This window comes from Ligilactobacillus hohenheimensis (genome assembly GCF_947381805.1).
GTDB lineage: Bacteria > Bacillota > Bacilli > Lactobacillales > Lactobacillaceae > Ligilactobacillus > Ligilactobacillus hohenheimensis.
Map to the genome: position 1 here is coordinate 79991 of NZ_CANCXC010000002.1, position 13184 is coordinate 93174.

Sequence of the window (13184 nt, forward strand, 5' to 3'; positions counted from 1 at the left end):
ACCGGATTCCCAATTAAACGAGCTGAATGGAAGTGCGCAAGCCTCCGAATTGCTGCTGCGTGATTCGTTTGCCTTCCTGCTTTCACTCCGCTCGTTTTCTTGGTTTTGCCACGCCTTCTTTTTGTTAGGGGGAATTCCAGTGATTCAAATTTATAACACGCTCACAAATGAGAAGGAGCCGTTTACACCGCAAAAGCCCAATGAGGTCCTAATGTACGTCTGCGGACCGACGGTGTACAACTACATTCATATTGGGAACGCCCGGAGCGTTGTGGCGTTTGATACGATTCGGCGCTACCTGGAATATCGCGGGTACACCGTTAAGTTCGTTTCCAACTTTACCGACGTTGACGATAAGATTATTAAGGCCAGCCAGGAAACGGGAATGGCGGTTGATGAGTTGACGGACAAGTATATTAACGCTTTTTATGAGGACACGGCTGCCCTCAACGTCAAGCGGGCCACGGTTAACCCACGGGTCCGGGAAAACATTCCCGCCATCATTGACTTTATCCAGCAGCTCATTGATAAGGGGTACGCCTATGTCAGTGCGGGCGATGTCTACTACCGCACCCGCAAGTTTGCCCACTACGGGGAACTTTCCGGGCAAACAATCGATGACCTTGAGCAGGGGGCAAGTGCCCGGACGGATGCGCGCGATCAAGATAAGAAGGAAGATCCGCTCGACTTTGCTCTCTGGAAGGCGGCCAAGCCCGGTGAAATCAGCTGGGATGCTCCGTGGGGGAGTGGCCGTCCGGGATGGCACATCGAGTGTTCGGTGATGGCGACCAAGTATCTGGAAGCGACGGTCGACATTCACGGCGGCGGCCAGGACCTTGAATTTCCGCATCACGAGAATGAAATTGCGCAGAGTGAAGCGGTCACCGGCCAGCCGTTTGCGCGCTACTGGATGCACAACGGGTTTGTGACGGTCGGGATGGAAAACGAGAAGATGAGTAAGTCGGCCGGCAACTTCGTGACGGTGCACGAACTGCTTAATCAGGTGGACCCGCAGGTGCTGCGGTTCCTCATTGCCACCGTTCAGTACCGGCACCCAATCCAGTACAGCGACACCAGTCTCCAGGAAGCAGAAGCTAACCTGACAAAGTTGCGCACGGCGGTGGCAAACGCCCGCTTTCGGTTAGCGGATGCCCGTTCAGGCCACGATGCGGCGGTTGAGAAGCAATTCGCCACCCTGGAAGCGCAGTTTAAGGACGCGATGGACGATGATTTCAACGCGCAAAACGGGATTGCGGTTGCGTATGAGATGGCGAAGGTGCTGAACACATACAGCGCCCAGAACACCGTTTCCTGTGAGACACTGACGCAGTTATTGGATCGGTTTACTACGGTGATGGCAATTTTTGGGATTATTTTCCCGGCGGAAACAAAGGAAACGGATGATGATGCCTGGATTGACGCCCTGATTGCCAAGCGGGAAGCGGCCCGGGAACAGCGTGACTTTGCAACAAGCGATCAGATTCGGGATGAGTTGAAGGAACAGGGGATTATTCTCGAAGATACCCCCCAAGGAACGAGGTGGAAACGCGCATGAGTGACGTTGATTATCAGCAGCTAAACGGAATTGCCCTGGCCTACATTGGGGACGCCATCTACGAGGTGTACATCCGGCGGCACTTACTAGCCAGCGGGATTAGTAAACCAACGAAGCTTCACCACCGGGCAACCCACTATGTTTCGGCTAAGGCGCAGGCGTTTTTAATCGATAAGATGGAAGAAGAAAACCTCATGACGCCAACCGAGCAGGAGTTTTATAAGCGGGGGCGGAACGCTAAGAGCCACACCTCCGCGAAGAACACGAACGTGGTGACTTACCGGATTTCAACCGGGTTTGAGGCGTTATTCGGGTACCTCTTTTTGAGCGGCCAGCAGGACCGGCTAACCGAACTGGCAAACTGGTGCATCCAAACGGTTGAACGGGAGGGAAAGTAATGGCAGCAGACTTTATTATCGGACGGCATCCCGTCATGGCAGCGCTGAAAGCCCACCAGGAAGCCAACAAGCTGTTTGTCCAGGCGGACCTAAAGGCGGATGCGGTGCACACGATGGTGCAGCTAGCTAAGCAGCAGCACATCATTGTTAGTTCCGTGCCGAAGCAGAAGCTCGACCGGTTAGTCGCGGGGCAAAACCACCAGGGCGTGGTGCTGGCGATTGCGGCGTACGAGTACGCCACGGTCGATGACTTGTTTGCCCGGGCAGAGGAGCAGGGCGAAGCACCGTACTTGTTGATGCTGGATGGAATCGTTGACCCGCATAACCTGGGATCGATTCTGCGGACGGCCGATGCAACCGGGGTGCACGGAATCATCATTCCTAAGCGGCGGGCTGTTCAACTCACGGCGACGGTTGCCAAAACGTCTACCGGAGCCATCGAACACGTTCCGGTTGCCCGGGTTACTAACATGGTGCAGACGGCCAAGGAGCTTAAGAAGCGGGGATGTTGGTTGTTTGGGACTGACATGGAAGGAACTGATTTTCGCCAGTGGCAGGCTACGGGACCAACGGTTGTGGTAATCGGGAACGAAGGCCGGGGAATTACCCCCCTCCTTAAAAAGACGTGTGATGAAATGCTCACCATCCCGATGACCGGGCATGTCCAAAGCCTTAACGCCAGCGTGGCGGCAAGCCTCATTATGTACCAGGGCTTTACGTCCCGCGGCTAGCAGCGGAAATTGACACGCTTCCCGCGTTTATGATAGGGTAGCTAAGGATAACGTGTAAGGAGTGATCAGCATGGCACAAAAGCGCGTGGCACTTGCATGTTCCGTGTGTGGTTCACGGAATTATACGATTGCAGCGAACCCCCAGCGGGTGGAGCGGCTTGAAGTTAAGAAATTTTGCCGGTACTGCGGAAAGCACACGCTGCACCGGGAAACCAAGTAACGGAGGAACGGCAGGAATGAAGTTTATTAAGGGTGTTATTCAGACCATGAAGGACACGACATGGCTGAACTTCCGGCAGACGATGCACTCAACCGACATCGTGGTAATGTCATCGATTCTGTTTATCATTTTCTTTGCGCTCGTTGACTGGGCGGCCCAGATGATCATCGGTGCGCTTTAAGTAGCGCTGGTTGCGGGGACCTGGAAGGTTTTGTATAATACAACCGAAGCGAAAAATCTTGTTGCGGCAAGGTTTTTTTATTTTACCCTAATGACAAAGAGGAGTTTACTTATGACGACGACAGAAAGCGAAAAGAAATGGTATGTGCTGCACACGTACTCTGGTTACGAAAACAAAGTGAAAAATAACTTGGAGTCCCGGACGACCTCAATGGGTATGCAGGACTACATCTTCCGGGTAATCGTGCCGGAAGAAGAGGAGCACCATCAGCTGAAAGACGGGAAGGATAAGGTGGAAATGGAGAAGACCTTCCCGGGCTACGTTTTAGTAGAAATGGTTATGACGGACCAGTCCTGGTACGTTGTGCGGAACACCCCGGGGGTAACCGGATTTGTTGGGTCGCACGGCTCCGGAAGCAAGCCGGCCCCGCTGTTGGATGATGAAATTCAGCTGATTCTGCGGCGGCTCGGAATGTCAACGCGGCACGTTGACTTCAAGGCGGACGTTGGTGACACCGTGCGGATCATCAACGGAGCGTTCAGTGGCCTGGAAGGTAAGATTACGGCCATCGACCACGAAAAGATGAAGTTGAAGGTTAACATCGACATGTTTGGCCGGGAAACAGCCACGGAGCTTGACTTCGACCAGGTAGATAAGGTCAACTAATTTAATGTACGGGAAAAAGAGGTGGTTACCATGACACGACGGAAATGGGGTCAGGTACTAATCGGCGCGGGCATTCTTGCCGGCGGGGGTTACTGGCTCGCCCACCATTCTTCCCACCATCCGGGGACAAGCAATTGGCGGGTCCCCGTTTTATTTATTCCGGGGTATAACGGCAACCGGTTTTCGCTAGGTCCGATGATTAGGCGGTTTGTAAGGCACGGTTGGGGCGCACAGGTTGCGACGGTGTGGCTCGATCAGGGGCGAATCACGCGGGTGCAGGGTGAGCTGGCAACCAGCGACCTGATTCAGGTCCTGTTTGTTCAAAACCGGGGGCCCGTGGAGGTGAAGGTCCCGGGATTGCGGATGTTGTTACGGACCCTCTACCAGCTTGGGCGGAAGGAAGTCAAGGTGGTTGCGCATTCAATGGGGGGAGTTGCCCTGTTGCATTACCTGGTAACCTACGATGTTCACCAGGAGCCGGCAATCAAGCAAGCGGTAACGATTGCCGCCCCGTTTAACGATACCGACCCGGGGAAGACGGACTGGGCGCATATCGAGGATTACGCGCTGACCTCAACGGGTCCCACGCACCAGACCCCCCGGTACCGCCACCTGCACCGCAATCAGGTGGCGATTCCGGCGACTACCCGCTTTTTGAATGTTTACGGCGAGCTGCATGCGCATACTGATGGCTCGGTGGGGGTTAACTCCGCCCGGGCCCTCCGGCACCTGGTTGCGGCTTCCCGGTACCAGGAACACCGGTTTACTGGCGTGGGCGCCCAGCACAGTTTATTGCACCAGAATGCGGCAGTTGACCGGTTAGTTGCCACGTTTCTCGGCCGCAGGGGCTTGTCGGACAAGGACTAACATGGTAGACTATTCAAGTATGCATGGCGTTGCCGTGCATTCAGTGGGAGGCTGAATTCGACGCAGCCATCCGACCACACACGGATTTTAAGGAGGTATTACCGTGGCTAAAAAAGTAGTTAACGTTGTTAAATTACAAATTCCTGCTGGTAAAGCAACTCCAGCTCCGCCAGTAGGTCCTGCCCTTGGACAGGCCGGAATCAACATCATGGGCTTCACGAAGGAGTTCAACGCCCGGACACAGGATCAGGCGGGCATGCTGATTCCAGTTGTTATTAGTGTTTATGAAGACCGGTCATTCGACTTCATTACTAAGACTCCGCCGGCATCCGTCTTACTCAAGAAGGCTGCTGGTGTTCAGAAGGGTTCCGGTGAACCAAACACCAAGAAGGTCGCTACGGTGACGAAGGACCAGGTGAAGGAAATCGCCGAAACAAAGATGCAAGATCTAAACGCTGCGGATGTCGAAGCCGCAATGCGCATGATTGAAGGTACTGCACGGAGCATGGGCTTCACCGTCGAAGGCTAATCCCATACTTCTCAGTCGGATTTCGGGACGAAAGCCCGAAAATCAGGTGGGAGGTATATCCGATTGACCACAGATTGCAAGGAGGATAATCACTAATGGCTAAGAAAAAGAGTAAGAAGTACTTAGAAGCTGCTAAGCAGGTCGAAGCAGGTAAGTCATACACGGCTGCTGAAGCGATCGAACTGGTTAAGAAGATTGACTTTGCTGGCTTTGATGCCACCATGGAAGTTGCTTTCAAGCTGAACTTGGACACCAAGCAGGCTGACCAACAGCTCCGGGGCGCCGTTGTGCTGCCAAACGGAACTGGGAAAGACCAGAAGGTTGTTGTGTTTGCTAAGGGGCCAAAGGCCAAGGAAGCTGAAGAAGCCGGCGCCGACTTTGTTGGTGACGACGACTTAGTTAAGAAGATCCAGGATGGCTGGCTTGATTTCGACGTTGCCATTGCCACCCCAGACATGATGGCCCAGGTTGGTCGTCTTGGACGGGTCTTAGGGCCAAAGGGCTTAATGCCAAACCCGAAGACTGGTACGGTGACGATGGACGTTAAGAAGGCCGTTGAGGAATCCAAGGCCGGGAAGGTAACGTACCGGACAGACCGTGACGGGAACGTGCACGTTCCATTTGGGAAGGTTTCATTCGATGCTAAGGCCCTGGAAGAAAACTTCCAGACGATTTACGACATCATTCTGAAGCTGCGGCCGGCAAGTGTTAAGGGGACGTACGTTCAGCACCTGTCAGTTGCTTCAACGTTTGGCCCGAGTGTCACGATTGATACGGCCACGATGTAAGCGGCAGCGAATTAGCGATTAAGAGTCCGGGCGACCGGGCTCTTTTTTTGCTCTTTGTCAAACCTGTTGATGCACCTATTTATTGCACGAAATTAGACTTTGGCTGTGCAAAGAATGTATGTTGTTATGATGCCGTGTAACTGCGTGCCAACTTCTGCTGTGAAGCCAAGTATAGTTGTTTATGTTTGGTGTAAACAACCATTAAACTTGCATCGCCTTACTCGTGGTATTGTATTCACTCTGAAAAAATAGGAGTGGTTGCTACCACTCCGTATTCTTTAACGTTATCAAAATACACCATTGACAGTAACCAATGTGTGTCCTGTAAATATATATTGATTGTTTTGTAAGTATCCTTTCAATGTATTGTTGTCATTTCCTTTATTAGTCACGACGAACTTGCATTAACCGTGTACATCCATATGAAATTACAAACATTAACGCTATCCATGACACACACCCAACGTAAAAAGAAACATACAAATTTAGACTAAGTACTTGCTGAATTACCTTAGTTATTACCGGAAGACTATTTACAACCTTAAATAGACCATACATTAGCAAATATATAATAACTAGCATTACTGCCTTTCCCAATCGTTTAAATAACGCTAGAAAACTACTCAATGCAAAGAATGTAGCTGTGACAACAAAGCAACTCACTACGATACTACTACTGATTAGGAGCATTAAGATTCGTGTATTACCATGTTGAACGTGTAAGTTAACTACTCCGAAAATAGCAATTAACAAAGTAATTGACACTACTTCAATTACCTTCATCCACCAAAATATTGTTCTTGAAAATCCTAGCTGTATCGCAACCAAGTAATCTTTATATTGCGTAAAGAATCCATATAAAAGAGCTGCTACTAAGATGAAAAGAATCAACCCATTTATCACACTTATCCAAAACCGCGCTTCAATAATCGCTTTAAAACCATTAACAATATTTCCTAAAAGTAGCACACCAACAAAAATTGCCGTTGCGATAAAAACCTGGCGTGTTCGGTTATGATACGTACACTTTAATAGTCTAAATACCTGTTTCACGTCTATTCCTCCTCATTTGCTGTTAAAGTAATAAATGCCGTCTGCAAATCAACCGGCTGTGCTGTAACCGTCTTAGGAATGTCTTTTCCCTGTAGTAATTCTGTTTTAACATTAACCGTTACTTGCTGTCCGACTGTTATTGGATTAAATGAGTTAACTGGTGATTCAAGTAAATTTTCAATCTCTTGGCGTGGCCCACGAATCTGTATAACTTTCTCACATAGGCTCTCAGCCGATTGGTTAAATTGTAATCGCCCGTCATCTAAAACCAATACATCTTCTACAAGGTTCTGTACTTCGTTAATTAAATGGGTTGATAACACAAAGATACGTGGCCGTTCATTGTAGGTTTTAATTAATTCCCTGTAAAACGTATTGCGCAGTGCAGCATCCAACCCTAACGTTGGTTCATCAAGCAAAATAATCTGTGCATCAGTACAAAAAGCTAGGATTAATTTAGTTGCCGTCCGCAATCCCGTTGACAAATTTTTAAATTGCTTATGCTCGTCAATTCGGAAACTATCTGCTAATCGGTGTGCTTCTTCATAATTAAAGTTCCCGTATGCGATATCATTATATCGGTATAAATTCGAGACAGTTTCCCATCCATAATACATTAACGAATCATCATTCATCAAATAAATTTGATGTAGTAGATGAGTATTATTATGCAGTGGTTTATCGTCAAGTAAAATAGATCCACAATGATATAGCACTCGATCACAAATGCAATTTAATAATGTACTTTTTCCAACGCCATTTCGGCCTAGTAAACCATATATTTTGTTGTCTGTTAACTCAAACGAAATATCCTCTAAAAATGGCTGCTGGTTAAATGCTTTTGTAAGGTTATTTACTGCTAGTCTCGTCATTACAATCCCCCCGCTCAATCATATCCAGGAGACTTTTTTTGGATATATGTAATTGCTTAGCCTCCCACAGCATTTCTTTAACGTAATCCTGATAAAAACTTTTTTGGCGTTGAGCCACAATCTTTTTATAGGCTCCAACACAAACAAACATTCCCATTCCGCGACGCTTTTCAATTAACCCCGCATTAACTAATAAATTCATCCCCTTTAACACTGTCGCTGGGTTGATACTTAATTCCTGCGAAAGCTGTGTTGTGGAGGGAACTTGTTCTCCTTCAGCCAGTTCTTGCACAAAAATCATTTCTTCTAATTGCTGTGCAATTTGGCGATACAGTGGCTCTTTCGTATTAAATTTAAAATCCATTACCACACCTTCCGACTCAATGACTTAATTACTCATGTAACTAAGTATATAACGACGACTAGGTTTGTCAAATTAAAAAACGGTGATCGCTCATGAGGTGCTGAATATTATAGAACTCGATTTCCGCGTTGCCCGTTGACGCTTTAACCAAAACATGGTAACCTTGGGAAGGTCAATTTAATATGATTCTACCTAAGACTCAGGTGGCATGCGCCTTAATATCCTGCCGAGGAGATAATTATTTATCGGAACTCTCTATGTCTTAGTGGATGGAGGGCTTTTTTATTGCCCGTTGACACACTGACTGGGAGGTGAATCAATTGAGTAAGGAAGTTATCGCAAAGAAGGCCGCAGTCGTCGACGAAGTTGCTAAGAAGTTCGAGGATTGCGTTGCAAACGTTGTTGTGGACTACCGGGGCTTAACCGTTGAGGAAGTCACGGATCTGCGGAAGCAGCTGCGGGAAGCCGGCGTTGAGATGCGCGTTATCAAGAACACGTACCTGAAGCGGGCCGTTAAGCAGGCCGGCATCGAAGGCTTAGACGACATGTTCGTTGGCCCGACAGCCGTTGCTTTCGCTAACGACGACGTTACGGCACCAGCACGGATTCTGGCTAAGTTTGCTGAGGATCATGAAAACCTTGAATTACGGGGTGGCATGATCGAAGGGAAGGTTGCTTCACTCGAAGAAATCCAGGCCCTCTCCAAGCTGCCGAACCGCGAAGGGCTGCTTTCAATGTTACTGTCTGTTCTGCAGGCACCAGTCCGGAACGTCGCATACGCCGTCAAGGCCGTTGCCGACAGCAAGGACGAAGATGCTGCATAATTGTGCGGCTTAAGCCACGACATTTCATAATAAACGGAGGTAAATAAAATGGCTTTAGATACAGATAAGATCATTGCTGACTTAAAGGAAGCCAGCATCCTTGAATTAAACGACTTAGTTAAGGCAATCGAAGACGAATTCGGCGTTTCAGCTGCTGCTCCGGTTGCAGCTGCAGGTGCTGCAGGTGCTGACGGCGCTGCTGAGAAGTCAGAGTTTGACATCGAACTGACGGCTGCCGGCGACGCTAAGGTTAAGACGATCAAGGTGGTTAAGGAAATCACTGGTCTTGGTCTTAAGGACGCTAAGGGTCTTGTTGACAACGCTCCTTCAGTTATCAAGGAAGGCGTTGCTAAGGACGAAGCCGAAGACATCAAGAGCAAGATCGAAGAAACGGGTGCTACGGTTACGCTTAAGTAATCACCCGGAGAAACGGTCAATGCAAACAGCGGTGGTTTTCCACCGCTGTTTTTTTTATTAGTCCCAGATAGCGGAGTTATGGCTATGAAACCAGTGTAATTTTATTTTATTGCATACGTTATAATATAAATAAGGTGATTAAAATGATTGAAACGTATACATTAGCTCGTGCTCAGGAGAATTTCTACTCCATTATCAAAAATGTTAATGAACAAAGAAAACCGGTAATGATAGATGCAACTGTTGGTAACGAGAAAAAGTCCGCGGTTGTTGTTAGTAAACAGGATTGGGAATCAATCGAAGAGACGTTATATTTAGTACAGGTTGGGACATTGGGAAAAGTGCAAAAAAGAGAGAAGGATAATTCTGAGTTCACAGACATTGATGAGATTGGTTGGGATGAGTTGTAGCTTTGTGCAAGGTAAGGATTAAAGACAGCTAAAAGGGAAGTTTTAGACTGTAGTGGTAAGGAGTTGCTTTATACATAGTGTATGTATAAGAAACAAGGTTGCCGTGCTTGCCCGGGCGTTGCTTCTTATGCTGTATGTCTAGTGCCTATGCTTGTGGATAATGTCAAGCACTATACCAGCAATAATAGACCCTAGGGCACAGCTTAAAAGGTTAATGAGGAACATGTTGCCACCTCCTTTCATAGAGGTGTCCGCTGGGCTACCAGCGGTAAGATGATTATAGCACGGCGCGTGGTAGGATTTAGCATTTTGTTAAGCGAAGCCATTGAACTTTATGTGGTGTTAGTATATGATGATGTTGTTAATGAGGAACATGTTAGCAGGATAGCTACCTGCAATTGCGTCTGCGTTGTGCTCGTCACAACGCGCGTACATAAAATGACCTCTTGTCGTAGTGGCAAGGGGTCGTTTTTGCTATAATAATGCGGGTAATATAAAAAATGTAAAGAGCAGTTGAAAAGGCTGTTTTTGTCCATTAATGGTCGGAAAAAAGTTATGTTTCCCGCAAATGCCTACATAACAAGGTTATTGGTGATAATTGAAAGGACATAACACGAGGAGGAACACGCGTGATTAAGCAAGCGTACGAACGAATTAAGAACTTTATCGGGCGAAACTTTACGGTGATTAAGGTCCTGTTTGCCTTTTCGGTTTTCACCTTTGTTGCGTATGAAATCGGCCAGATTTTCAAAAAACTTGACTGGGCCCACGTTGGCGCCAGTTTGATGGCCAGAACGCCCCTGGAAATTATCATTATGTTGGTGGGCGGACTAATTGCGGTCGCTCCAATGTTGGGGTACGATTTCATGATTGTCAAGTTTTTGCCGGAGAACTATACCGTTCCGTACGTTGTGCGGAGTGGGTGGATTACCAACACCTTCACTAACATTGCGGGGTTTGGCGGGGTGCTTGGCGCCACGCTGCGGGCTAATTTCTACAACAAAAACGCCACGAAGAAGCAGGTACTCTACGCCATCTCAAAGATTGCGTTGTTCTTACTGGCGGGGTTATCAATTTACTGTTGGGTGGCCCTCCTGATGATGTTTGGGCTGGGCATTGGGCACCACTTCCACAACTACGCCGTGTGGTTGTTAGGCGGGGGGCTGTACTTCCCCGTCCTATTTTGCGTGACGAAGTTCAAGGATAACGCCTTTTTCGGGGACCTCACCCTCAAGCGGGAAGTGGGGTTGATTGCCACGTCAACGTGTGAGTGGGGGCTAGCGGCCCTGTTTTTCCTGTTAATCGGGGCAATTTTACACCCGCACGTCCACTTGGCAGCGGTTTTTCCGCTGTACGTAATTGCCGAGGTCGTGGGAATTATCTCGTTAGTTCCGGGGGGCTTGGGTTCGTTTGACGTGTTCATGCTGATTGGGTTGACGGCCCTCCACGTTCCGAGCGCCGTGGCCGTGGCGTGGTTGCTTCTGTTCCGGTTGTTCTACTACATTGTGCCGTTCCTGGTCGGGTTGGTCTTCTTTGCCCATGATCTGGGCCACCGGGTCAACGAACACTTTAACGGGTTACCGCGGGCGCTACTGCACAAGGGGGCGCACTTCTTGGTGACGGCCTTCATGTACTTCTCAGCAATTTTCATGCTGCTGGAAGCGGCGGTGCCCAACTTTACGTTGAGTAACGGGTTACTGATGAAGCTGGACACGTATACGTTCCTCTTCCTCAACCAGATTTCCAGCATTATCTTTGCGTTCATGCTGTTGGGGATGGCGCGCGGAATTCAAAACAAGGTGAAGAAGGCGTTTTGGCCGACGCTGGTGATTCTGGCGGTCGGGATTATAAACACGCTCATTCATGCGTACACGCTGAGTTTAGCGATTTTCTTGGCGGTTGTTTTCCTGGCGGTGGTGCTGTCCCGGCACGAACTGTACCGTGAACAGCTGCAGTACTCACTCGCTGAGGTGGTTGTTGACACCGCCATTGTGGTCGGGATTGCGCTCCTGTACGTGGTCGTGGGGATTATCAATGCGCCAAGCACGTTGATTCACCACCACCATCCGCACCACGTCCCGCCGCTGCTCCTCTTCCCGGCGCAGCGCGTATGGTTGTACGGGTTCATCGGGATTATTATTGCTACGGTCATTCTGGTGGCCATCATGAACTATCTGGCATCGGGGACAAACCCGTTCCAGCGGTTTGAATACGACGAAGCACGGATTAAACGCGTAATCAGTACGTACGGGGGCAACGAGGTCAGTCACCTGGCGTTCCTGCAGGATAAGCACCTGTACTATTACACGGTTGACGGGGAAGATAAGCTCTTCTTCATGTACCAGCTCAAGGCGGATAAACTCATGATTATGGGCGAGCCGGTCGGGGATCAATCTTACCTGGAAGACGCGATTAGTGCGTTAATTACGGCGGCCGACCGCTACGGTTACCAACTGGTCTTTTACGAAATCAACGCGCAGTTGACGTTACTGCTGCATGAGTACGGCTATGACTTTATCAAGACGGGCGAAGAGGGGACGGTGGACTTACCATCCTTTACCCTTGCCGGCAAAAAACAACGGGCGCAGCGGGCGCTCATGCACAAGTTTGAACGGGAGGGTTACACGTTCACGATGGAACCCGCACCTGTTTCCGACCAGTTGATGGCTGAAATGCGGGCGGTTTCTGATAGTTGGCTGGACGGTCAGGTCGAAAAGGGCTTTTCGCTGGGCTTCTTTGATCCGCACTATATAAACGAGGCGCCGGTTGCGCTTGTCCGGGCACAGGACGGCACGCTGGTGGCCTTTGCGACGTTGATGCCGATGGATGACGGGACGTTATCCGTTGACCTGATGCGTCACAGTAAGGATGCGCCGTCAGGCATTATGGACATGATTTTTATCAGTCTGTTCCAGTACGGGCAGGAACACGATTACCAGCGGTTCAACATGGGGATGGCCCCCCTCTCCAACGTCGGGGAATCGAAGTTTAGTTTCCTTGAAGAAAAGGCGGCCCACTTCATTTATGAGTACGGCTACAAGCTGTACGGGTTCCAGGGGCTGCGGGCTTACAAGAATAAGTACGTTACCCAGTGGCGGCCGAAGTACACGTCGTACCGGAAACGGAGCTCGGTGGCGATCACGATGCTGCAGTTAATTGCGGTGGTTAACCGCAAGCGGCTTCAGCAGGGGGACCGTACGCCGCGGACGATTCTGGTGCCAAAGTTCTTACAACGCTAACCAGTGATTTAACAACCACGTAACCGATTACATTTATCCGGTAAATCGGGCGTGGTTTTTGTTATAATCA

At 49.2% G+C, this 13184-nt stretch carries 16 protein-coding genes and 1 other annotated feature; of the genes, 13 read left to right on the forward strand and 3 right to left on the reverse strand.

Annotated features, from left to right (window positions below):
* The first annotated feature begins 139 nt into the window (after positions 1-139).
* The 9 genes from cysS (at position 140) to rplA (ending at position 5935) form a co-directional block, all read left to right on the forward strand.
* On the forward strand, positions 140-1555 hold the full coding sequence (cysS, locus tag QOR60_RS04170) for a cysteine--tRNA ligase (RefSeq protein WP_283582106.1): 1416 nt from the start codon (positions 140-142) through the stop codon (positions 1553-1555).
* The gene (locus tag QOR60_RS04175; RefSeq protein WP_283582107.1) at positions 1552-1953 is read left to right on the forward strand and encodes a Mini-ribonuclease 3; all 402 of its coding nucleotides are present in this window, start codon (positions 1552-1554) and stop codon (positions 1951-1953) included. Before cysS ends, QOR60_RS04175 begins: the two co-directional genes overlap by 4 nt.
* Complete coding sequence (rlmB, locus tag QOR60_RS04180) at positions 1953-2684, forward strand: 23S rRNA (guanosine(2251)-2'-O)-methyltransferase RlmB (RefSeq protein WP_283582108.1); 732 nt, start codon at positions 1953-1955, stop codon at positions 2682-2684. The genes QOR60_RS04175 and rlmB overlap by 1 nt, the downstream gene beginning before the upstream one ends.
* A gap of 70 nt (positions 2685-2754) precedes the next feature.
* Complete coding sequence (gene rpmG / locus QOR60_RS04185) at positions 2755-2904, forward strand: 50S ribosomal protein L33 (protein ID WP_283582109.1); 150 nt, start codon at positions 2755-2757, stop codon at positions 2902-2904.
* 16 nt (positions 2905-2920) lie between these two features.
* Positions 2921-3085 (forward strand): preprotein translocase subunit SecE, encoded by a 165-nt coding sequence (gene secE, locus QOR60_RS04190; RefSeq protein ID WP_283582110.1) that lies wholly within the window; start codon positions 2921-2923, stop codon positions 3083-3085.
* A 111-nt stretch (positions 3086-3196) separates the two neighbouring features.
* Positions 3197-3751: a transcription termination/antitermination protein NusG gene (gene nusG / locus QOR60_RS04195; protein ID WP_283582111.1), complete on the forward strand. Its 555-nt coding sequence runs from the start codon at positions 3197-3199 to the stop codon at positions 3749-3751.
* A 30-nt stretch (positions 3752-3781) separates the two neighbouring features.
* Positions 3782-4618, forward strand: a complete 837-nt coding sequence (locus QOR60_RS04200) for an alpha/beta hydrolase (protein ID WP_283582112.1) — start codon at positions 3782-3784, stop codon at positions 4616-4618.
* A gap of 103 nt (positions 4619-4721) precedes the next feature.
* On the forward strand, positions 4722-5147 hold the full coding sequence (rplK, locus tag QOR60_RS04205; protein WP_283582113.1) for a 50S ribosomal protein L11: 426 nt from the start codon (positions 4722-4724) through the stop codon (positions 5145-5147).
* Between the two features lie 95 nt (positions 5148-5242).
* Positions 5243-5935 (forward strand): 50S ribosomal protein L1, encoded by a 693-nt coding sequence (gene rplA, locus QOR60_RS04210; protein ID WP_283582114.1) that lies wholly within the window; start codon positions 5243-5245, stop codon positions 5933-5935.
* A 384-nt stretch (positions 5936-6319) separates the two neighbouring features.
* Here rplA and QOR60_RS04215 read toward each other — a convergent pair whose 3' ends face one another.
* The 3 genes from QOR60_RS04215 to QOR60_RS04225 are packed head-to-tail and all read right to left on the reverse strand — an operon-like array spanning position 6320 to position 8224.
* On the reverse strand, positions 6320-6988 hold the full coding sequence (locus QOR60_RS04215; RefSeq protein WP_283582115.1) for a hypothetical protein: 669 nt from the start codon (positions 6986-6988) through the stop codon (positions 6320-6322).
* 2 nt (positions 6989-6990) lie between these two features.
* Positions 6991-7860 carry an ATP-binding cassette domain-containing protein gene (locus tag QOR60_RS04220; RefSeq protein ID WP_283582116.1) on the reverse strand — a complete coding sequence of 290 codons (870 nt, stop codon included), beginning with the start codon at positions 7858-7860 and terminating at the stop codon, positions 6991-6993.
* Positions 7838-8224: a GntR family transcriptional regulator gene (locus QOR60_RS04225; RefSeq protein ID WP_283582117.1), complete on the reverse strand. Its 387-nt coding sequence runs from the start codon at positions 8222-8224 to the stop codon at positions 7838-7840. The genes QOR60_RS04220 and QOR60_RS04225 overlap by 23 nt, the downstream gene beginning before the upstream one ends.
* Before the next feature lie 173 nt (positions 8225-8397).
* Positions 8398-8517: a sequence feature (ribosomal protein L10 leader region), on the forward strand.
* Between the two features lie 27 nt (positions 8518-8544).
* Here QOR60_RS04225 and rplJ point away from each other — a divergent pair.
* The 4 genes from rplJ to mprF all read left to right on the forward strand — a co-directional run bounded on the left by rplJ (position 8545) and on the right by mprF (position 13114).
* Positions 8545-9048 carry a 50S ribosomal protein L10 gene (rplJ, locus tag QOR60_RS04230; protein ID WP_283582118.1) on the forward strand — a complete coding sequence of 168 codons (504 nt, stop codon included), beginning with the start codon at positions 8545-8547 and terminating at the stop codon, positions 9046-9048.
* 48 nt (positions 9049-9096) lie between these two features.
* Positions 9097-9465, forward strand: coding sequence for a 50S ribosomal protein L7/L12 (gene rplL / locus QOR60_RS04235; RefSeq protein WP_283582119.1), 369 nt, complete (start codon positions 9097-9099; stop codon positions 9463-9465).
* 143 nt (positions 9466-9608) lie between these two features.
* Complete coding sequence (locus tag QOR60_RS04240; RefSeq protein ID WP_283582120.1) at positions 9609-9875, forward strand: type II toxin-antitoxin system Phd/YefM family antitoxin; 267 nt, start codon at positions 9609-9611, stop codon at positions 9873-9875.
* Between the two features lie 632 nt (positions 9876-10507).
* The gene (gene mprF / locus QOR60_RS04245; protein ID WP_283582212.1) at positions 10508-13114 is read left to right on the forward strand and encodes a bifunctional lysylphosphatidylglycerol flippase/synthetase MprF; all 2607 of its coding nucleotides are present in this window, start codon (positions 10508-10510) and stop codon (positions 13112-13114) included.
* Positions 13115-13184 lie beyond the last annotated feature (70 nt).